Source organism: Sorangium sp. So ce204 (assembly GCF_051526795.1).
Taxonomy (GTDB): Bacteria; Myxococcota_A; Polyangia; order Polyangiales; family Polyangiaceae; genus Sorangium; species Sorangium cellulosum_B.
The window spans coordinates 130,347-149,046 of record NZ_CP150317.1; the positions used below are offsets into that span (position 1 = coordinate 130,347).

An 18,700-nucleotide genomic window follows, 5' to 3' on the forward strand; every position below is an offset into this window, starting at 1 on the left:
GGCGCCGCTCTCTCATGAAAGTCGTGTAATATCGATGGCTTGCGTGGGCCACGGCGGGCTCTGAAGGGCGACGCGAGGGGCGAGGCGACCGGGGCCCGGCCGCCCGCCAGCGTCGCGGCGAGGCGGTGCAGGAGCCCGGGCAGGAGGACCGGGCTCCCTGGGGCTCGGAGCTGCTAGAGCGGGCGCACCGGCAAGCAGAGCTCGCAGCGGAAGTTGTTGGTCTTGGGATCGCGGAACTCGCCCTGGTAGAGCTCGAAGCAGGGCCGATGGTCGGGCTGATAGCCGCTCTCAGGGAGCCACTTCCCGAAGAGCTGGTCCCAGGCAGAGCCGATCGTGCGTGCGTCGCCGACCCACGCGCCCGCGGCGTACTTGCCGCCGGCGATGTCGGTCACGTTGACGTCGCCGTCCGCCTTGAAGTCCTGCGGGATCACGATGGCGGCGTCGAGGCGGCACTTGGCAGGCTCGGTGACCTTGGGGTTGTCGTGCGCGACGCTGAGGCAGATGCGGTCCGGGGTCCACAGATCGCGCGCGCTGGCCCAGCGGATGAGCCGCTGCCAGGCCTCGCCGACGCTCCCTTCCGGGCCATAGGGGCCGACGGTTCGGACATAGGCCACGTGGTAGCTCGGCAGGGTCTTCACGGTGACGTTCATGATCTCCTCCTCGTCCTGGCGGGCATCCGTGCCCGACGAGGAGGCATCTTGGTCGGGCGCGCAGGCCGCTGCTTTGCACGGATTGCGCTCGACTTGACCCGGCTTGCGATCCGCTTGCCGCGCGTTGCGCGCGTCCGTGGCGCCGCCGTTGCGCCACGCGGAGGCGCTCATGCCGAAGCGCTCCTTGAAGGCGCGCGCGAAGGCGCTCGCCGAGCTGAAGCCGTTCTCGAGGGCGATCTCGAGGATGTCGGCGCGCGGCCGCTGCACGAGGTGGCTCGCCGCGGTCTCGAGGCGCGTTCGCTGGATGAACTCGCGGAGGTTCTCGCCCGTCATGGACTTGAACACGCGGTGGAAGTGAAACGGCGAGAACGCCGCCACAGCCGCCAGCGTGTCGAGGGAGAGGTCCTCCGCGCGATGGGCCTGGATGTAGTCGACCACGCGGTTGACCCGCCGCTGGTACTCGGCGCGGCTCCTGTCGGACGTTGCCACAGGCGGAGGGTAGCTGATGGCTGGTGGCAGAAAAAAGCGCCTCGGCGGTGACCGCACCCAGGTTGAGGCGGTGACCGCACCCAGGTTGAGGGGGGCACGACCGCACCCAGGTTAAGGTGATCGTGGTCGAGGCCAGGCGACCGCACCCAGGTTGGGCGTGCCCACCCAGAGCGCGCGCCTCGGTTTGTGTGAGCCGGAGGTTCCGCTACCCAACCGATGGCGCCAAGGCTAGCAGCCGGCGCAGCGACCGCGGTCCAGGTGGCGGAGCACCTGGCGGCCGCCACCCGTCGTACCCGTCGCGTCGGCATAAGTCATTGAAATCATTGCTCACGATCCCTGGTACGGCATTTGTTCATATGCCCGGCCATGAGCCAGCCTCGTGAGATCACTCCCGGCGCCACCTACCTCATCACCCGCCGCGTCCTGCGCCGGCATCTCCTTCTCCGCCCGGATGCTGCCCTCACCCAGTTCCTGATCTACTCTCTCGCCGTTTCGACCCGTCGATTTGGCATCGAAGTCCACGCTCTTTGCGCGATGTCAACGCATCTGCATCTCGTCGTGACCGATGTGCAAGGCGTTTTGCCGCGCTTCTTGCAGTTTTTCCACCGCATCGTTGCGCTTGGAACGAAGGTCCTCCGCACGTGGGAAGGACCGGTGTGGGACCACGAACCGACGAGCGTGGTGCGGCTGCTGACGCGCGCGGCTACGGTGGAGAAGATCGCCTACGTCCTCGCCAACCCCGTAGCCGCTGGCCTCGTCCGCCACGCGCACCAGTGGCCGGGGGCCAAGTCGGATGTGAGCGAGCTCGGCGGCGGCGTGCTCCGTGCAGTGCGTCCCGACGTGTATCTCGATCCAGAGAATCGGCAGTGGCCGGAGGAAGTAACGCTTTCGCTCGCGCTACCACCCGCCATCGAGCACGACAACGCAGAAGGATTTCGCCGTGAAATCGCGGCCGAGCTTGAGCAGCAGGAAGCGCAAGCCCATGCAGAGTTGCAGCGGCAAGGGCCCCGATTATTGGGCATCAAAGCCGCCAGTACGGTCTCCCCTTACAGCCGCGCGACGAGCTTCGAGGCGCTGCGCGATCGCAATCCGACGTTTGCCGTCGGCCGTAACCAGGGCGATGCATGGCGAATCGCTGGTGCCGCTGTGCGAGCGTTTCGTGCGTCATACCGTGCGGCGCTCGAACGATGGCGTGCCGGGGTACGAAGCGCCGTCTTTCCGGCGGGGACGTGGTGGATGCGCATCTATCATGGCGCCAGCGTGGCGGACGTCGTGCTCACGATGTAGGCACCTCGGCGGTGCGTTACAGCGCCACAGCAGGGCGGGCTAAGGCGCCGTCGTGGGGAAGGTCCGTTTGGGGAAGGTGAAGCGAGCGGCAGCGTTCACGTGGCGCTGGGATGGATTGACGCGCTGGGCTCGCGCGAAGCCGGGTTAAGGTTGTGGTTGGCTGCGTCTGAGCGAATGGCACCTCGGGTGCCGGTAAAGTAGACCTGCCCAACCGATGGAGCGATCCGGCCGGGGCCATTCGGGTTAGGTTCACGGCGGAGGTCGACCGAGCCAGGTCGTCTCAACGATTCGACCATTTTCAGCTGACCCTCTTCACCTGGTCGGCCGGTCTCCGGCAGGCCGCAGGCCTCAACCTGGGTCGGGTCGGCGCAGGCCTCAACCCGCAGGCCTCAACCTGGGTCGGGTCGCCTCAGGCCCAACCTGGGTCGGGTCGTCTGCGTCGGGTCGTCTACTCGAGCTCCAGCTCGACGAGTCGGATCTCTCCCTCCAGGAACCCCGTCTCCCGGAAGTACGTCACGTACTCCACCCGCCCTCCTTCCCGCGCGAGCTCCGCGTGCACGAGCCCGGCATAGGGCCACGCCTCCGGGGTAGGCGGGACCTCGGCGGTGAAAACCACCGCGCTGTCCGACCATGGCCCCTCCGGCGCCGGCGCCGTCCGGAGCGAGATCTCCGACGATACCGGCTCGCTGTACAGCGCGACGTACCTGCCGACGTGCTCGTTCCAATGCACCGACATCATCGGTGCCCCCGCCATGACCGGCTCCGCCTCCTGATGACCCTCCACCCAGCGCCCGTCCGAGAAGAACCGCCACGCGTCGCGCTCCGTTGCCTCCGCGAGCGCGGCTCGCGCGACGAGGCACGGACACGTGAGACCCGAGCACGCGCAGGCGTAAGCGTAGATCATCCCCTCGCGGACGAGCGCCGCCGACGTGAGTGATGGCTCATCCGCACCGAAGAGGAGCGTCGGATCCGCAGCGCCCGGGCGCACCTCCGGGCGTGCGAGGGGCGCATCGAAGCCCTCCCAGACCGCGATCGACGAACCCATCATGTTGAAGTCGAACACCCCGAGCCGCCCCGTCACCTTGCTGTAGAAGACGAGCGCACGGCCAGCCGCCTCATCGACGACGATGGGGCCCGGCCACAGCGCATAGCGCGCTCCGCAGTCCTCCTGGCATGTCTCCTCCGCCCGAGGGTCGGAGTGCGCGAGGTTGAACGCCAGCTCCTCCTTGGTGAACGGCAGGAACTCCCGCGGCGCGCCGGCCGCGTCGAGCGGCTCGGTGAGCGACGAGAGCCCATCCGACGCATCCAGATCGTCGGTCGCGCAGAAGGTGCTCGACCTCCACAGCGCTCCGTCTTCCCCCGGCATCTCCAGGGTCGTGTCGCCGAACACCCACACCGATCGGTCGCCCCACCGCGCGCTGTAGCCGCCGTCCCGCCCTCGAATCGCCGGGACAAACTCCAGCGCACCCAGGTCGCGCACCGCGCGCACCGCAGCCTCGGGCGCGTCCCCGCCACACCCGGCGCACAGGAGAGCGAACCCGGCGGCTCCCATGGTCCTTCGATAACGCATGCGCGCGAGGGTACCATGGGGAGCCAGAACGCCGCCGCCGTCGGCGTCGCTCCGCCCCCGGACCACACGCGACCGCGGCGCCGACGGGCCACCGCGCGCGAGGGCTCTGGCCGGGAGGAGCGCGGCGATCCGCAAAGGCGAGGAGAGCTACTCCGCTGCTCGGCTCCCGGTCCGGAGGAACACCATGTCTCCGCCGCGCTCAGATCTGCCGGCAGGCGGCAGCGCAGCGGCGGCACTCGTCAGCGCACGTCTTCATCTGCGTATCACCCGTGAGCTTATCGCAGCTCGCCGCGCACTGTTCGCAGAGGCTCGCGCACACGCTCATCATCTGGGTGATCTGCGGCGAGCTGCGCAGGAGGAGCTTCGACGTCGCCTCGCAGATGTCGGCGCAGTCCTGGAGCAGCCGCATGTGCGGTGCGCTCACGTGAGAGCCTCCCATCTCGAGGCAATACTGCGCCGCGTGCGTGCAGATCGAACCACAATCCTGGGTGAACCGAGCCACCTCCCGGAACGATCTGTCCCCCGGAAACTTGATCATGAGAACCCCCCTTGACCCAGCTGGCCGCCTCTCGCCGCGAGTAAGCCTCGCGACAAGGCGGCAACTTCGGTATCTGGAGGGTGCATGGATTCGATGGCTTTCGCATGTCGGGCCATCCCGCATATAGGCCTCGGAACCGCGACCGACGCCGAGACCGCCGTGCCCTGAACGCGCCTCGCGAACAGCCGGGACGCCGCGAGACATGCGCGAATGCCCCCCGAACGGCTGTTCCCGCCCTGGTCGCTCTCTCTGCGCGACAGCGCGACACGCTAGCTCGCGATCGACGCCCGGACGTCGACGGTCAGATCGGCGAACCGCATCGGAGCGGCTGGATCGAGCATCGTGGCGGTCCGTCAGGACCGTGCCTGAACACTAGCACCCAGGCGCGCGGCAGATACCCATCTTCAGGCGGGCGATCTCCTGGAGCTCCTCGGCGATCTCGAGCGTGCGCATCGCGGCGGCGCGCGCGAGCGCCTGGGCCTCCTCGGTGACCGCGAGGCGCGTGAGGAGCCGCCGGCCCATCTCGTGGTGATGGCCCTCGTCCGGCTGGATGACCTCGCGGTAAAGGCGCGCGGTCTCGGCGTCGCCTTGCGACTCGCAGTAATCGATGAACGCCTGGTTGTGCACCTTCGCGAGCGCCTCCCGCGTGAACTGGCCCGCTGCGACGCGCTCGACCGTGGAGCCGAGCCCCTTCAAGTACCCGAACATCGGCGTGGGCGGCCCGAACTTCGCCGGGATCGCGGCGGGGTCGACGCCGAGCGCGCGGAGCCGGTCGGCGATGAGCCGGTAGTGCCTCGCCTCGTCGCCGCACTGGCGGGCGAGGGCGAGCTTCACCTCCACGTCGGTCTCGGTGGTGAGCCAGAGCGCAGCCTCCTCGGTCGCCTCGAGCTCCTTCTTGAGCGCGGTCGCGAGCAGCGCCGGGATGCCGACGCCGCTCGCCGGCTCCGCTGCGCGGGCCACTGCGCCGATGTGGGCGAGGCGCTCACCGACCTTGCGGTCGAGCTCGTCGAGGAATTGCTCTGGCTTCATGCGGGACATGATGGGCGCGCCCCGTGCGGCGGGTCAATAGGCCGCGCCTCCGGCGGCCAGGTGGGTGTACCCTCGTCGAATGGCCTGGTGCTTCCTGCCGTCGTGGATCGATCTCGAGTCGGTCTCGATCTCGTTCGACCTCCCCGCTCGCACCGTCTTGAAGCGCACCGGAATCGCCGCGCTCGCCACGTCGAGCGCGACGGCGCTCCGCCTGACGCTCGCGCCGGCGCTCCTGCGGATCACCTTCGAGCCGTACCTCGTCATCGACCTGCCGCCGCCGCTCGGCGACATGGGGCTCCAGCAGGTCGAGTACGACTTCCGTTCAGGCACGATGACGCCCAACGTCTTCTACACGGGAGGGCTCGTCCAGGTCGGAAAGGGATCGGCGGAGGACGAGGCGCGCACCTTCATGCGCGAGCTCGTCACGTCGACGCCCATGGCCATGCCCCCGTACGACCCCACGAGCGATCCCGATCTCGTCGTGACGGTGCGTCAGGTGCTCTCGAACCTCGAGGCCGGCGGCAGCACGGCCGTGCGGGGCGCCCGCTTGTCTGCGCGGCTGACGCTGCGCCAGGAGCTCGCAGGCGGGGTGGGCTCGGACGGGTTCCGCATTCCGGCCGGCGCGACCATCGCGGCCAGCGTCGATATCGAGGGCACGCGGCAGGAGATCGAGACCGCGCCGCGCGTGCAGCGCATCGAGGTCGACTGCTCCTCGGCGGTGCTCCACAAGGGGGGAGTCGACCAGGCCGACGTCCGTCGCTTCGTCGTGAAGCGCGGCGGCGAGATCGCCGTCGAGCAGGTCGAACCGCTCGGCGCGGCACGAGAGGCAGCGGGCGCCGAGTCGCTCGTGCGCCTGTTCGGCGCCCTGGTCGCGGGCGGCGGCGTCGCGCTCGACCCGCAGCGCCTCGGGCCGAGCGCCGTGGAAGGGCTTGTCAAGGAAGAGATCGCGCGCGCCCTGCGCCCCGCGCTCGTCGACTGGGTGCAGCAGAACGCCGACGTCGTCGTGGGGATGGACCTGCGGCAGGTGCTCGGGATACCGGCGGAGGGAGGCGCCGTGGCATGACGACGGGGAGCGCGGGCGCTCGGAACGCGCGCGCCGCGCTTCTCCGGGCGTCGAGCGCCCGAGGGGTGTTATAAGCTCCGGAATGCGACTCTCCGCGATCCACATCTATCCCGTCAAAGGTTGCCGGGGCCTCGCGGTCGACGCGGCCGCCGTCGACGCGCTCGGCCTCGCGGGCGATCGGCGGTTCATGATCGTCGACCCCGAGGGAAAGCCCCTCACGCAGCGCCCGCTGCCGCGCATGGCGCTCATCGAGACGCAGCTCTCCGAGAGCGCGCTCACGCTCGGCTTCGCCGGCCGGCCGCCGATCTCCGTGCCGCGCAGGGCCGAGGGCGCGCGCCTGCTCACGGTCGAGGTCTGGAGCAGCAGCGGCCTCCTGGCCGAGGATTGCGGTGACGAAGCCGCCGCGTGGCTCAGCGGCGTCCTGGATCACCCGGCGCGTCTCGTCCGCATCGGCGAGGCGTTCCGGCGGCCCGTCCTCAAGGCCTCGGTGGCAGGCCCGGAAGACGTCGTGTCGTTCGCCGACGAGTTCCCGCTGCTCGTGATCTCCGAGGCCTCCCTCGCCGATCTGAACGCTCACCTCGAGGGCCGGGGCGCCGCGCCGTTGCCGATGGATCGCTTCCGGCCCAACCTCGTCGTGAGCGGCTGCGCTGCCTTCGACGAGGACCGGTGGGGCCGCGTCCGCATCGGAGACCTCGTGCTCCGCGCCGGCGGCCCGTGCGCCCGCTGCGTCGTCACCACGACCGACCAGCGCACCGCAGAGCGCGGCCCGGAGCCGCTCCGCACGCTGGCCACGTACCGGCGCGATGCGCAGAAGCCCAGCGACGTGAACTTCGGACAGAACTACATCCAGGAGACGAAAGCCGGCACGTTGCGCGTGGGGGACGAGGTGACGGTCGTGTGACCGAGCGCCCGAACGGCTCCTGCGTGGCGGCTCCAAAGATGGGATGCGGCGGCTCCGGAGAGGGGATGCGGCGGGCCCGCCTGCGCGGCGCGGATCGCGGCGCGGTCGTGATACAAAGGGACCATGAGAAAGCACGCGCTTCGTTCATGGATCGTCTCGCTCGCCGTTGTGACCCTGCTCTCCTTCGTGTCGCTCGGCAGCGCGTACGCCGGAGAGGCGGAGAAGAAGCTCGCCCTGGAGCTCACGCACCTCGTGATGCCGAAGGACGTCTACAACGCGCTCCTCGATCAGCTGATGACCAACATGGGAGCCTCGATGCAGCAAGCGGGCGCGAAGATCTCGGCCAGGGACGCCAGCAAGCTGAAGGCGGTGGTCGCCGAGGTGCTGCCGTACGACGAGCTCGTCCAGTGGAACGTCGAGATCTATGCGGGGAAGTTCACCGCCGATGAGCTGAAGGAGCTCATCAAGTTCTACGGTACGCCGGTCGGAAAGAAGGCCGCGAAGCTCCTCCCGGAGATCAGCGGCGAGGTGGGGAAGAAGGTCGGGACGGTCATCGTCCAGCGGATGCCCGCGGCGATGAAGAAGGCCGGTATCCAGTAAAGGGCGCGGCGCTCGGCGGTGCGCTTTGCGCGCTACCGCCTCTGGGCCAGGAAGCCGGCGACGGCGTCGAGCAGCGCCCGTGGCTCATCAGCGCGCACCCAGTGGCTGCTGCGCTCGAAGATACGTAGATCCGCGTCCGGGATGAGCCGCGCGATCTCCTCGGAGAGATCGGGTGGGCAGATCCAGTCGTGTCGGCCGGCGATGATGAGCGTGGGCACCGCGATCTCGGGGAGGCGCGGCGTGAAATCGAATCTCCGCATGAACCCCTCCAGGCCCTGTCCGCGATGATCGAAGTAGACGAGCTGCGCCTGGTCGGCGAGGGGCGTCATCCCGCCCTTGTGCGAGGAGTGATCTGCGCCAGGTCCGCCATGTACGACGAATATCACCGGCTTCTCGCGCATCGCGGGCCGTCGGGGACGAGGCCCATGCCCTCGACGTCGAAGTAGAGCTCGGTGTCTCGGATCCTGGCGCGCACCGCGTCAGGGTATCCGATCGGCGGGGCGCGGTGGCGCGGGCGTGGGGTGCGTGAGGAGTAGCAGTGGAGGCGCAGCTTGTTGCCGGGGCAGCAGGGATCGCCGGGGCGCTGTCGCGGCCGGTCGCCGTCAGGCGACGCCGTGTCGTGCCAGCCAGTCGAGCTGGCGCTGCCAGGCGTCGGCGGCGGCCTCCGGCCGGTAGCTCGGCCGGTAGTCGGCGTAAAAGGCGTGCGGGACGTCAGGGTAGACCCGGATCTCGGCGTGCGCGGCGCCGGGCGCGCTGTTGGTCTCGGAGGCGGTACGGAGCGCCTCCTGCATCGCGGTGACGGTCGGGAGGGGGATGCCCTGGTCCTGTCCGGCATAGAGGCCCAGCACGGGCGCCTGCAGCGCGCTCGCCACGTCGATCGGGTGCTTGGGCTGGGCCTCGGTCCGATCGCCGGTCAGGCGTCCGTACCAGGCCACGGCCGCCTTCAGCGCCGGGTTGTGCGCGGCGTACAGCCACGTGATGCGCCCGCCCCAGCAGAAGCCGACCGCGGCCGCCTTGCGGACGTCGGCCTTTCCGGAGGCCTCGGCGAAGGCCACGCTCGCATCGAGATCCGAGAGCACCTGCCGGTCGGGCACGCGGCCCGCCAGAGCCCGGAACTCGTCGACGGTGCGGAGGTGGCTCGGGTCGCCTTGCCGAACGAACAGATCCGGGGCGAGGGCGTAGTAGCCGCGGTGCGCGAAGCGACGGACCACGTCGCGGATGTGCTCGTGGACGCCGAAGATTTCCTGGATCACCAGCACCAGAGGGAAGGGGCCACCGGAGGCGGGGTGGGCGCGGTAGCCGGGGAGATCACCGGCGGGCGCGGGAAGGGAGATTGCGCCGGCGATGAGTCCGGCGTCATCGGTATGGATGGGCTTCGGAGCGTTGCTCTCGGCGATGGGCGTGGAGGCGGTCATGGCGCGCGCCCAGCAGGCTCCGTGCCATGGGCGGGACCGACCCGACCCAGGTTGAGGTTCGAGGTTCCGATCCGACCCAGGTTGAGGTTCGACGAGGTTCCGACCAGGTTCCGACCCGACCCAGGTTGAGGTTCCGGAGCTTCCGACCCGACCCAGGTTGAGGTGCCCCAGGTTGAGGTTCCGGAGCTTCCGACCCGACCCAGGTTGAGGTGCCCCAGGTTGAGGTGCTGCCGACCCGACCCAGGTTGAGGTACCAGGTTGAGGTACCAGCGACGGAGCTGCAGCTACCCTGCAGCGCGCGCACCCTCGCCGGCGACGGCCTGCGGCCGCCATTGCGCGACGTTGCCGGTGCGCTCGGCGAAGAATTCCCGCGTGCGCCGCCACGAGAGCTGCGCCGCGTCGGCGTGGTACGCCGGCCGCGTCTCGTTGAAGAACCCGTGGCGCGTCCCAGGGTACACGAACGAGATCAGCTCCCGCCCCGCAGCCCTGAACGCCTCCCCCACCGCTCGCGCCCTCGGGGTGATCGCCGGATCCTCCTCGGCATAATGCACCTGCAGCGGAAACCGCACGTTCTTCACCTGCTCCAGAGCCGGCGCCTGCCCGTAGAACACCGCGCCCGCCGCGAGCGCCACGCCTGCGACCGCGAGCTGCCCCACGAGCCCCCCGCCCAGCGAGAACCCGACGGCGGCGACGCCCCCCGGCCGCACGTCCGACCGGCCGACGAGGTGCGCCGCCGCCGCCCTCGCGTCGGGCAGGTACGTCGACGTGTCGCGGCTACCGAACCAGGCGAACACCTTCTTCAGCCGCTCCTGCTCGCTCGCCGGCAACCGCGCGACCACCTCGTCGCGGTCGGCCGCGCGCAGCAGGCTCACCCCCCGGGCCACCTCTGCCTCGGTGAAGGTCCGGTGCGTCGCGTCGTGCGAATACAGGTTCGGCGCAAACGCGAGGTACCCTTCCTGCGCGAAGCGCCTTGCCAGCTCGATCGTATGGACCGTGAGCCCCAGCCCCTCGTGGAGGATCAGCACCGCCGGCGCCGGCGAGCGCCCGCCCGGCGCCGGACGGACCTGCACCGCCTCCACCGGCCCGTGGGGCCCCTCGAACGACGTCCTCTCGACGCCCGCGCTCGCGACGCTCATGCCTGCACCTCCGCCTCGGGCGCCTTGTCCTTGCGGGCGGGCTTTACCTTGCTCGGAGGCCGCTTGCCGAACGGCTCCCCGGCCACGATCTCGGAGCGGACCCCGTCGACCCCCACCGGGATGTCTCCGGTCAGCGTTACCCGGTAGAGGACGCGCTCGACGTCGAGGTGCCCGAGGTCCTGCGGCCCCAGGTGCGCCGTGGCCCGGTTGTCCCAGAACGCAATGCTGCCCGGCTCCCATTGGAACCGCACCGTGTACGCCGGGCGGCTGATCTGCTCGAAGAGTAGGTCGAGGATCGCGCTGCTCTCGCGCGGCGACAGCCCGACGATGTGGCTTGTGAAGCCCGGGCTGACGAACAGCGCCCGCTCTCCGGTCTCGGGGTGGACGCGCACCACGGGGTGGATCGAGATCAGCGGGTTCTCGCGCACCTTGCGCAGGTACGGGCTGTCCTGGTCCTGCGGCGCGAACCGCAGCCCGAAGCGGTGCTCCGCGCGCAGGCCATCGACGAGCGCGCGCACCGGCGCGGACAGCCCCTCGTAGGCTGCCACGAGGTTCGTCCAGGTCGTGTCGCCGCCGTAGGGCGGCAGGATGTGCGCCCGCAGGATCGACGCCGCCGGCGGGTTCACGGCCGCGGTGACGTCGGTATGCCAGCGGTTCTCGTAGCTGAAGCGCCTGCCGTAGCGGCGATCGTAGCGGCGGCTGTCGATGGCGAGGATCTCCGGGTGCTCGTCGAACGGCTCGTCCTCGTGCGGATGGGCATAGGTCACCTCGCCGAAGCGCGCGGCGAACGCGATCTGCTCGGCGTGGCCGAGCGGCTGGTTCCGGAAGAAGACGACCTTCCACTTCAGCAGCGCCGCGCGGATGGCCGCCACGGCCTCGTCGGGCAGCGGCTTCGAGATGTCGGCGCCGTGGATCTCGGCGCCGATGTGCCCTGCGAGCGGCTTCACCTGGATGGCTTGATCGGATGCTCTCTGGCTCATGGGTCTCCTCCGCGTGGTCCCCCCGCCACGTCCTTCGCGACGGTCGGTATGCGGGCGCCGTGCCAGGGAGCGAGCGGCGGCGTACGCGTGAGGACACACGGGGCGGGGCGCGCGTGCGGAGGTTCGTTTGGCGGGGGACCGAGGTGGCCGGGGCACCGTGACGTCGCCGCCCGCGGCGAGCGCGTCGAACACCTTCGTCCTCTCCGCGATATCGCCGAAGCGCAAGCTTACCTCGGTGTTGCTCCCCTTCGCGGTCGGCGTGCCGGGCATCGTGTCGCTGACCAGGATGACGCCAGGACCGATGTGCAGCGTGGCATGGATGATCCGGTCCTTGCTCTCGGGAGATGCGTTGTCGCCCGGCACATCGCCGAAGCGCATCACGCCTTCACGCTTCGCCCCGAGCGCGCTCTCGTAGAGCCTGATGGCCCTCTCGGCGGTTCCGTCGAACATCGGACAGGGATCCAGGCGTTTGAACGACATGGGTGTGCCCCGTGCAAACGGCGCTACGTCATTCGCTTCCCTGCGGCGCCACAACGATCTCCGTCCGCAGCTGGACGCCGCGCGCGCCTTCGGCGGTGCCCCTGAGGGGCGCGACGTCATCGTAGTCGCGTCCATAGCCCAGCACGATATGCCCGGGCGCGCCCAGGCGCCCGAGCGTCGGATCGAGGTCGTGCCAGCCGCCCGACGGCAACCACACCGACGCCCACGCGTGCGAGGCGCGCGCCGGCGCCGAGGCGGAGCCGGCCACGTAGCCGCTCGCATAACGCGCCGCGAGGCCCATCGATCGCAAGCACGCCACGGCGAGGTGCGCGAAGTCCTGGCAGACGCCGCGCCGGAGCTCGCAGAAGACGGCGATGCCGGTGTCCGCGGCGGTGACGCCCGGGGTGAAGGTGAAATCCCGTCGGATCTGGTCGACCAGCCCCTCCAGCGCGCCGCCGAGCGGGAGGCCCTCCCGGAAGCACCCCCGCGCGTAGTCCGCCATCGCGCCGCTCCGCGGCGCGCGCGCCGTGCCCTCCACGAGCGCGCGCAGCGCCGGGTCCTCCGTCGCGGCGGCCGCCGTGCGCGCCGCCACCGCCCGCCAGTCGTCCCCGAGATCGCCGGCGCCGCCCGCCTCCTCCTCACAGAGGCGCACAACGCTGAGGGCCGTGACATCGATCGCGCCGAAGCTCCCGCAGATCTCTATCCGCGCGCAAAGGTTGCCGAAGGCGTCCTCCTCGACCCGCCTCGAGCGTGGCAATGGCCGCACCACGAGCTGGTGAAACTCGACCGCTTGATGCGGCAGCGCGCGCGGGGTGAGGTGCGCCTCCAGCCGGCACGCGACCGCGCCCTCGGCCCCGAGCTCGTACCGGCTGCGGTGAACCACGCGGTAACGACGCGCCGCCACGTGGACCCCCTCCGCCAGCCGCGCGGCCCCTCAGCCGCCCACCATCACCTTCGCCTGCGACGGCGCGACCTGCACGCCCATGGGCATGTTCGGGCTCTTTCCGTTCTGCGCCACCGCGCACGCGTGGAACACGACCGGATTGCCCTCGGCCTTCACCTTCGCCGAGAAGCTGCGGAACATCGCCTCGCCCTTGATCTTGCCGCTCACGACGCCGCCGGCGGCGCCCGCCTCGTCGCCGGTCGACATCGGGATCTCGCTCTGCTTCGTGAGCACCGGCTTGCCCTCCACCAGCACCTTCAGGGCGCAGGTGCTCGGGAGCGCCTGGTTGCACATCGCCACGTTCGGGTACGGCAGCGGCACCGGCGGACCAGGCGGCGCAGGGGTCTTGCACGTGTCCGGCATGGCCTGGCAGATCCCGGCCTGCGTCGTGGTCACAGGGAACATCGCCGCGCCCTCCTAACCCAGGTTGATCCGCTGGCCATCGATGCTCACGTCCTCGCGCGCGTCCACCGATACCTCGCGCCCGCGCAGCTCGATCACGTCCTCGACCAGCGCGCGCACCCGCCCGGCGCGGAGCTGGTGCAGCTCGCGCACCTCCTGGAAGAGATCCCCCGCCCGCGCGATCACCCGCCCGGCGATCGACTCGATCTTGCCCACGGTGGTGTGCGCCCGCTCCAGCACGGCGGTGAGCGCCCGCCCCTCGTAGCGCGCCTCGGCGATGCGCACGTCGCCCCGCTCGGCGACGGCGGCGAGCGCCTCCCCGGCCACGGTGACCCGCCCGGGCGCGACCTGCACCGTCGCGCCGCGCTCGCCGGCGCGCGCGCTCAGGGTCGCGCCGCTCCGGCTCGCGATAGCGACCTCGCCGGCCGCCCAGCAGCGGATGGCGCCGCCCGCCACGAGATCGATGTCGCCCCCGGGCGCCGCGAGCGAGAGGCCGCCCGCCGCGACGAGGCTGCCCCGACCGGTCTCCGCGTCGTACTCGAAGAGCAGCCGGCCGGCCCGGTCGTGCACCGCGACGACCTCGTGGCCGTCGCGCTCGACGATCGACGCCGACGCGCCCCCGCGCGCCACGATGCGCAGCGGGCGCTCCTCTGACGGCGCGCACGGCGCGCACGGCGCGCACGGCGCGCACGGCGCGCACGGCGCGCCGTCGCGGAGCCCCTCGGGGCGCGCGTCGGAGGGCGGGGGCTCGACGGGGAGAGCAGGGAGGGCAGCGGTGGGCATGGCGGTGGTCCTCGGGTCGTGGCTTCGCGGCCGTCGTCGGCCGCTCATAACAGCGTGGGCGGGCGCCAGTCCTCGGCGCGGGCACGATCCGGATCGGTCCCGCGGGCGCCCTCGCGCTTCGCGCCGTCCCAGCGCGCGTGCGCGGTGGTCGCCCGGTGCAGGTTCACGCCGCGGCAATCGGCGCCCGACAGGTCGGCGCCCGACAGGTCGGCGTGCGACAGATCCGCGCCGACGAGCGAGGCGCCCTCGAGCCGCGCGCCGCTCAGATCCGCCTTGCGCGCCATCGCCTCGTCGAGCCGCGCGCCGCCGAGATCGGCGCGCGTGAGCGCGGCGCCGTCAAGGCACGCCCGGGAGAGATCCGCGCCGGCGAGCCGCGCGCCCCGCAGGCTGGCGCCGGTCAGGTTCGCGACCCCGAGGCGCGCCGAGACGAGCGAGGCGCCGCCCAGCTGGGCGCCGGCCAGGCTCGCTTGCACCAGATCGGCCCCGTCGAGCCGCGCGTCCCGGAGGTCCGCGCGCGACAGGTCGCAGTCGCGGAGCACCGCGCCCGAGAGATCCATCCCGCCGAGCTTCGCCTCGACGAGCGAGCTCTTCGCGAGCCGCGCGCCCGCGAGCCGCACGCCCCGGAGATCGAGCCCGAGCAGCGAGGTCCCCTCGAGCGAGGCCCCCCCGAAATCCGCGCCGGAGAGGGCGGCGCCGGTGAGCTGCGCGCGCTTCAGCGTGGCGCCGTGCAGGCGCGCGCTGGCCAGGTTCGCGCCGCGGAGGCGCCCGCCCGCGATGCGCGCCTCGGAGAGATCGGCGCCCGTGAGGTCGGCGTCCGAGAGATCGACGCCGGTGAGCTCGGCCCGGGCGAGGCGGGCGCCCGGGAGGCGCGCGCGGCGCAGATCCGCGCCGTCGAGCGCGGCGTCCTGGAGCGACGCCTCGGCGAGATCGGCGCCCGTGAGCTCGGTCCCGCGCAGCGCGGCGGCCGCGAGCAGCGCGCCGCGCAGGCGGGCGCCGCGCAGGCGCGCGCCCGAGAGATCGCAGCCCGACAGGTTGGCGCCGGTGAGGTCGGCCCCCTCGAGGCCGGCGCCGTCGAGCCGGGCGCCGTCGAGGTTCGCGCGCTCGAGCACGGCGCCCTCGAGGTCGGCCCCGCTCAGCGTGGCGCCGGCGAGGCGCGCGCCGCGCAGCGAGGCGCCGCGCAGCGAGGCGCCGCCGAGCGCCGCGGACGGGAGCTGCGCGCCGTCGAGATCGGCCGCGTCGAGCTTGCAGCCGCGCAGGTCGAAGCCGGACAGGTCCGCGCCGGCGAGGTTCGCGCCCGTGAGGTCGCCGCCGGCGAGGTCGCGCGGGAGCGCCGCGCCGCGGAGGTCCTGGTTCGGAGCGCGGAGCCCGCGGACGAGGCGCGCGCGCGACAGGTCGAGCGCGCCGAGCGCGACGCCGATGAGCGTCACGGCGGCGAGCTCGGCGTCGATGAAGCTCGCGCCCGCGAGCGCGCAGCGGTCGAGCTCGACCTCGCGGAGCGTCGCGCCGTCGAGGCGCGCGCCGTCGAGGGCGCACTCCGCGAGCGCGGCGCCGGTCAGCGTCGCGGCCGAGAGATCGGCGCCGGCGAGGTCCACGCCCTCGAGCCGCGCGCCCGACAGATCGGCCCCGCGGAGCGACGCGCCGGCGAGCGACGTGGCCCCGGCGGCATACCCCGCGTACCCGGCGGCGCGCAGCGCCTCGACGGACTCGGCGCCGAGGTCGCGATCGGCCTCGAGCGGCAGCGTCGCGGCCGCGGCGTCGCGGGTGAGCCGCGCGTGGCGCGCGAGCACCGCGCGCTCGAGGCGCGCGCCCGACAGATCGGCCCCGCGGAGCGTGACGGCCAGGAAGACGGCGCCGGCGAGCCGCGCGCCGGCGAGCCGCGCGTCGCTCAGGTCGACGCCGTTGAAGAGCACGCCCGAGAGATCGCGGCCCGCGAGGTCGACGCCGCGCAGGTCGAGGCCGATGATCATCGGCGGATCGAGCGGCCCGGCGTCGAGGCGCGCGAGGAGATCTTCCTTGTCCCGCGCGAAGCCCGCGGAGGAGGCGGCGGCGCCCGTCACGTCGCGCCTCGATCGCTCGTGAGCAGCGTGGACGCGAGCTGCGCGTCCTCCAGGTCGGCGCCCTCGAGCCGCGCCTGCCACAGGGCGGCCTCGTACAGCCCGGCGCCGCGCAGGTCGGCGCCGCGCAGGTCGGCGGCCTCGAGGCGAGCCCCGTGCAGGTTCGCCCGCTCGAGGCGGGCGCCGCCGAGCCGCGCCCGCGTCAGATCGGCGCCCGCCAGGTCGGCGCCGCGCAGGTCGGCGCCGCCGAGCTCGGCCCGGCCGAGATCCGCGCGGCGCAGGCTCGACAGCGCGAGGTCGGCGCCCGTGAGGTCGGCGTGCATCCAGCGCGAGCCGTCGGCGCGGGCGCCGCGCGCCTGGGCGCGCGGCAGGCGGGTGTGCTCCGAGGCGCGCAGCCCGCGCAGGTCGGCGCCGCGCAGGTCGACCGCCTCGCCGTGCGCCCCCTCGAGGCTCGCGCCCTCGAGCGCCGCGCCGCCGAAGGACGCGCGGTCGAGCGCCGCGCGCGCGAGGCGGGCGCCGGCGAGCTGCGCGCCGTCGAGCCGCGCCCCGGTGAGGTCGGCCTCGAGGAACGAGGCGCCGGCCGCGGCCGCGCCGGTCAGGACGGCCCCGCGCAGCGCCGCGCGGTCGAGGCGCGCCTTGCCGAGCGCCGCGCCGGTCAGGTCGGCGCCCGAGAGGTCGGCGCCGGAGAGGTCGGCGTCGTTCAGCCTGGCCGCCGGGAGCCACGCGCCCGCCATCCTGGCGCGAGCGAGCGTCGCGCCCTCGAGATCGGCCCCGGCGAGGCGGGCGCCGCTCAGGTCGGCGCCGACGAGCAAGGCGCGCGCGAGGCTCGCCTCGCTGAGGTCGAGCCCCGACAGGTCGAGCCCCGAGAGATCGGCGCCCGCCATGCTCTCGCGGATCGACAGGCAGAGCTCCACGCGCTCGCGCGTCCACGGCGCCGCGCGCTCCGTGGCTGCCCGGTCCCGCGCCTCGTCCTCGCGGTCCAGCGCGTCGAGCTGCGCCGGGTCGTGCCCCCCGGCCTCGAGCGCCTGCTTCATCTGCTCGCGGCTCTTCCGCTGGATCTCGTCGAGCTGCGCCGGATCCCCGCCGAGCTTGCCCAGCCACGCCTCGAGCTCCGCGCCGGGCGGGCGCGGGTCATCGACCGAGGCGCCGAGCGAGGCCACGAGCGCCGCGGGGGCGCCGCCCCGCTCGAGCGTCGCGCGGATCTGCGCGAGGAGCTCGGCGTCGTCGACGCCGGCCAGGGGAGACGCTCCGTCGTTGTCGTTGCCCGGCGGCGCCGCCGCGGCGGGCGCCTCCGCCACGGCAGGGCGCGCCTCCAGCAGCGCGAGCGCGAGCCGCTCGCGGTAGCGCGCGGCCGCGACGCGGCCCTCGCCGAGCGGCTCGCTCTCGAGGAGCACGTGCCGCACCTCGGGGTGGTCCTCGGCGGAGACGGGCGCATGGCCGCGCCACACGAGGGTGAGCGCCTCGGCCTCCATGTCGACCCGGACCGTGTCGAGGTGCAGCTGCACCTCGCGGAAGCGCTCCGCGCCGCCCGCGAGCTCGTCGAGGAAGCAGCGCATCCGGACGCCGGGGAGCCGCGCGCGGTACTCGCGCCGCGCGCGGTGCAGGTTGTGGCAGACGATGTCCTCGTCGCCGCGCGCGTACTCGGCCTGGAGCGCCGGCACGGCCGCATTGAAGTGGCTCCAGTCGAAATCGTCGGGGAAGAAGGGCCAGCGCTGCTTCAGCCAGCGCTCGTCGTAGGTGCCGAGCTTGCTCGCACGCAGCGCCCAGGCGGCGGCGAGCGGCCCGAAGCCCGCGGGCGGCGGCCGCGCCGCGGGCGAGTCGACCGGCGCGCGCGGATCCTCGATGTTCGGCAGCGGCCGTCGCCGGAGATCGCGCTCGCCCGGGTCGAACACGCCGCACCCGACCGGGTTGGCCGCGAAGCCCGGGCCCCCGAAGGCGCGGTCGAAGCCGAGCGGCATCTCGACGAACGGCTGCGGGTCGGTGCGCTTGCCGGCGGCCGGGTCGGTCCAGTACCGGTCGCCGGTCACCTGCAGCGCGAGCGACGTCTTGCCGACGGCGAAGCTCACCGGCAGGGAGCTGACGGGCCGGCGGCCGGGCGCGTGGGCCTTGCCGGTCAGCAGGAGATCCGCCTTCGGCTTGAAGGGGGCGAAGTCGGACGCATGGAGAAGCGCCCCGCGCGGATCGTCGCCCTCGTGCACGTCGCCGAGCGGCGGCTCCGGGGCGTCGGCGGGGATCGCCGGCTCGCCGGGCACGAGGCGGTAGGTGCCCTTCGCGATCAGGCACAGGGCCCATTGCGGGGGCCGGATCTGCCAGGCGACCGCGGCGAACGTGGTGGGGGTGTGGTTGATGATCTTCATGGCAGCTCTCGACGCGCGCAGGC

16 protein-coding genes and 1 pseudogene are annotated in these 18,700 nt (G+C 72.6%); 4 read left to right on the forward strand and 13 right to left on the reverse strand.

What is annotated here, in order from left to right; translation table 11 throughout:
- Positions 1–173: 173 nt before the first annotated feature.
- A complete protein-coding gene (locus WMF22_RS00505) occupies positions 174–1,139 on the reverse strand; it encodes an AraC family transcriptional regulator (protein ID WP_438034482.1) in 966 nt (321 codons plus the stop codon).
- A 366-nt stretch (positions 1,140–1,505) separates the two neighbouring features.
- Here WMF22_RS00505 and WMF22_RS00510 point away from each other — a divergent pair, with 366 nt between their 5' ends.
- Positions 1,506–2,426 carry a transposase gene (locus WMF22_RS00510; RefSeq protein WP_437297155.1) on the forward strand — a complete coding sequence of 307 codons (921 nt, stop codon included), beginning with the start codon at positions 1,506–1,508 and terminating at the stop codon, positions 2,424–2,426.
- A 448-nt stretch (positions 2,427–2,874) separates the two neighbouring features.
- Here the strand turns inward: WMF22_RS00510 and WMF22_RS00515 are convergent, their stop codons facing one another.
- The 3 genes from WMF22_RS00515 to WMF22_RS00525 all read right to left on the reverse strand — a co-directional run bounded on the left by WMF22_RS00515 (position 2,875) and on the right by WMF22_RS00525 (position 5,563).
- The gene (locus WMF22_RS00515; protein WP_438034483.1) at positions 2,875–3,996 is read right to left on the reverse strand and encodes a DUF4185 domain-containing protein; all 1,122 of its coding nucleotides are present in this window, start codon (positions 3,994–3,996) and stop codon (positions 2,875–2,877) included.
- Positions 3,997–4,195: 199 nt separating this feature from the next.
- Positions 4,196–4,534 carry a four-helix bundle copper-binding protein gene (locus WMF22_RS00520; protein ID WP_437297157.1) on the reverse strand — a complete coding sequence of 113 codons (339 nt, stop codon included), beginning with the start codon at positions 4,532–4,534 and terminating at the stop codon, positions 4,196–4,198.
- 372 nt (positions 4,535–4,906) lie between these two features.
- Positions 4,907–5,563 (reverse strand): ferritin-like domain-containing protein, encoded by a 657-nt coding sequence (locus tag WMF22_RS00525; RefSeq protein WP_438034484.1) that lies wholly within the window; start codon positions 5,561–5,563, stop codon positions 4,907–4,909.
- A 79-nt stretch (positions 5,564–5,642) separates the two neighbouring features.
- Between WMF22_RS00525 and WMF22_RS00530 the strand changes: the two genes are divergently transcribed.
- The 3 genes from WMF22_RS00530 to WMF22_RS00540 all read left to right on the forward strand — a co-directional run bounded on the left by WMF22_RS00530 (position 5,643) and on the right by WMF22_RS00540 (position 8,127).
- On the forward strand, positions 5,643–6,626 hold the full coding sequence (locus WMF22_RS00530; protein WP_438034485.1) for a hypothetical protein: 984 nt from the start codon (positions 5,643–5,645) through the stop codon (positions 6,624–6,626).
- A gap of 82 nt (positions 6,627–6,708) precedes the next feature.
- Positions 6,709–7,527: an MOSC domain-containing protein gene (locus tag WMF22_RS00535; RefSeq protein ID WP_437548563.1), complete on the forward strand. Its 819-nt coding sequence runs from the start codon at positions 6,709–6,711 to the stop codon at positions 7,525–7,527.
- Between the two features lie 123 nt (positions 7,528–7,650).
- Positions 7,651–8,127, forward strand: coding sequence for a DUF2059 domain-containing protein (locus tag WMF22_RS00540; RefSeq protein WP_437743609.1), 477 nt, complete (start codon positions 7,651–7,653; stop codon positions 8,125–8,127).
- Between the two features lie 32 nt (positions 8,128–8,159).
- Here the strand turns inward: WMF22_RS00540 and WMF22_RS00545 are convergent.
- From WMF22_RS00545 to WMF22_RS00585, 9 genes and pseudogenes are all read right to left on the reverse strand, one after another.
- Positions 8,160–8,602, reverse strand: a pseudogene (locus tag WMF22_RS00545) (alpha/beta fold hydrolase).
- 127 nt (positions 8,603–8,729) lie between these two features.
- A complete protein-coding gene (locus WMF22_RS00550) occupies positions 8,730–9,542 on the reverse strand; it encodes a dienelactone hydrolase family protein (protein ID WP_438034486.1) in 813 nt (270 codons plus the stop codon).
- A gap of 284 nt (positions 9,543–9,826) precedes the next feature.
- Positions 9,827–10,678: a dienelactone hydrolase family protein gene (locus WMF22_RS00555; RefSeq protein ID WP_438034487.1), complete on the reverse strand. Its 852-nt coding sequence runs from the start codon at positions 10,676–10,678 to the stop codon at positions 9,827–9,829.
- On the reverse strand, positions 10,675–11,658 hold the full coding sequence (locus tag WMF22_RS00560) for a TauD/TfdA dioxygenase family protein (RefSeq protein ID WP_438037224.1): 984 nt from the start codon (positions 11,656–11,658) through the stop codon (positions 10,675–10,677). Before WMF22_RS00560 ends, WMF22_RS00555 begins: the two co-directional genes overlap by 4 nt.
- 508 nt (positions 11,659–12,166) lie before the next feature.
- Positions 12,167–13,042, reverse strand: a complete 876-nt coding sequence (locus WMF22_RS00565) for a transglutaminase family protein (RefSeq protein WP_438034488.1) — start codon at positions 13,040–13,042, stop codon at positions 12,167–12,169.
- Positions 13,043–13,072: 30 nt separating this feature from the next.
- On the reverse strand, positions 13,073–13,486 hold the full coding sequence (locus tag WMF22_RS00570) for a DUF4150 domain-containing protein (protein ID WP_437297167.1): 414 nt from the start codon (positions 13,484–13,486) through the stop codon (positions 13,073–13,075).
- A gap of 12 nt (positions 13,487–13,498) precedes the next feature.
- Complete coding sequence (locus WMF22_RS00575) at positions 13,499–14,266, reverse strand: DUF3540 domain-containing protein (RefSeq protein WP_438034489.1); 768 nt, start codon at positions 14,264–14,266, stop codon at positions 13,499–13,501.
- A gap of 44 nt (positions 14,267–14,310) precedes the next feature.
- On the reverse strand, positions 14,311–16,323 hold the full coding sequence (locus WMF22_RS00580; RefSeq protein WP_438034490.1) for a pentapeptide repeat-containing protein: 2,013 nt from the start codon (positions 16,321–16,323) through the stop codon (positions 14,311–14,313).
- Entirely contained in the window at positions 16,320–18,677 is a 2,358-nt protein-coding gene (locus WMF22_RS00585) for a DUF2169 family type VI secretion system accessory protein (RefSeq protein WP_438034491.1), read from the reverse strand. Before WMF22_RS00585 ends, WMF22_RS00580 begins: the two co-directional genes overlap by 4 nt.
- Positions 18,678–18,700 lie beyond the last annotated feature (23 nt).

What these genes read in the sequence shown, in the direction of transcription:
- WMF22_RS00575 (WP_438034489.1), bottom strand. Translation starts at nt 14,266, where the DNA reads ATGCCCACCGCTGCCCTCCCTGCTCTCCCCGTCGAGCCCCCGCCCTCC.
- WMF22_RS00515 (WP_438034483.1), bottom strand. Translation starts at nt 3,996, where the DNA reads ATGCGTTATCGAAGGACCATGGGAGCCGCCGGGTTCGCTCTCCTGTGC.
- WMF22_RS00530 (WP_438034485.1), top strand. Translation starts at nt 5,643, where the DNA reads ATGGCCTGGTGCTTCCTGCCGTCGTGGATCGATCTCGAGTCGGTCTCG.
- WMF22_RS00570 (WP_437297167.1), bottom strand. Translation starts at nt 13,486, where the DNA reads ATGTTCCCTGTGACCACGACGCAGGCCGGGATCTGCCAGGCCATGCCG.
- WMF22_RS00560 (WP_438037224.1), bottom strand. Translation starts at nt 11,658, where the DNA reads ATGAGCCAGAGAGCATCCGATCAAGCCATCCAGGTGAAGCCGCTCGCA.
- WMF22_RS00525 (WP_438034484.1), bottom strand. Translation starts at nt 5,563, where the DNA reads ATGAAGCCAGAGCAATTCCTCGACGAGCTCGACCGCAAGGTCGGTGAG.
- WMF22_RS00555 (WP_438034487.1), bottom strand. Translation starts at nt 10,678, where the DNA reads ATGAGCGTCGCGAGCGCGGGCGTCGAGAGGACGTCGTTCGAGGGGCCC.
- WMF22_RS00510 (WP_437297155.1), top strand. Translation starts at nt 1,506, where the DNA reads ATGAGCCAGCCTCGTGAGATCACTCCCGGCGCCACCTACCTCATCACC.
- WMF22_RS00520 (WP_437297157.1), bottom strand. Translation starts at nt 4,534, where the DNA reads ATGATCAAGTTTCCGGGGGACAGATCGTTCCGGGAGGTGGCTCGGTTC.
- WMF22_RS00550 (WP_438034486.1), bottom strand. Translation starts at nt 9,542, where the DNA reads ATGACCGCCTCCACGCCCATCGCCGAGAGCAACGCTCCGAAGCCCATC.
- WMF22_RS00540 (WP_437743609.1), top strand. Translation starts at nt 7,651, where the DNA reads ATGAGAAAGCACGCGCTTCGTTCATGGATCGTCTCGCTCGCCGTTGTG.
- WMF22_RS00585 (WP_438034491.1), bottom strand. Translation starts at nt 18,677, where the DNA reads ATGAAGATCATCAACCACACCCCCACCACGTTCGCCGCGGTCGCCTGG.
- WMF22_RS00535 (WP_437548563.1), top strand. Translation starts at nt 6,709, where the DNA reads ATGCGACTCTCCGCGATCCACATCTATCCCGTCAAAGGTTGCCGGGGC.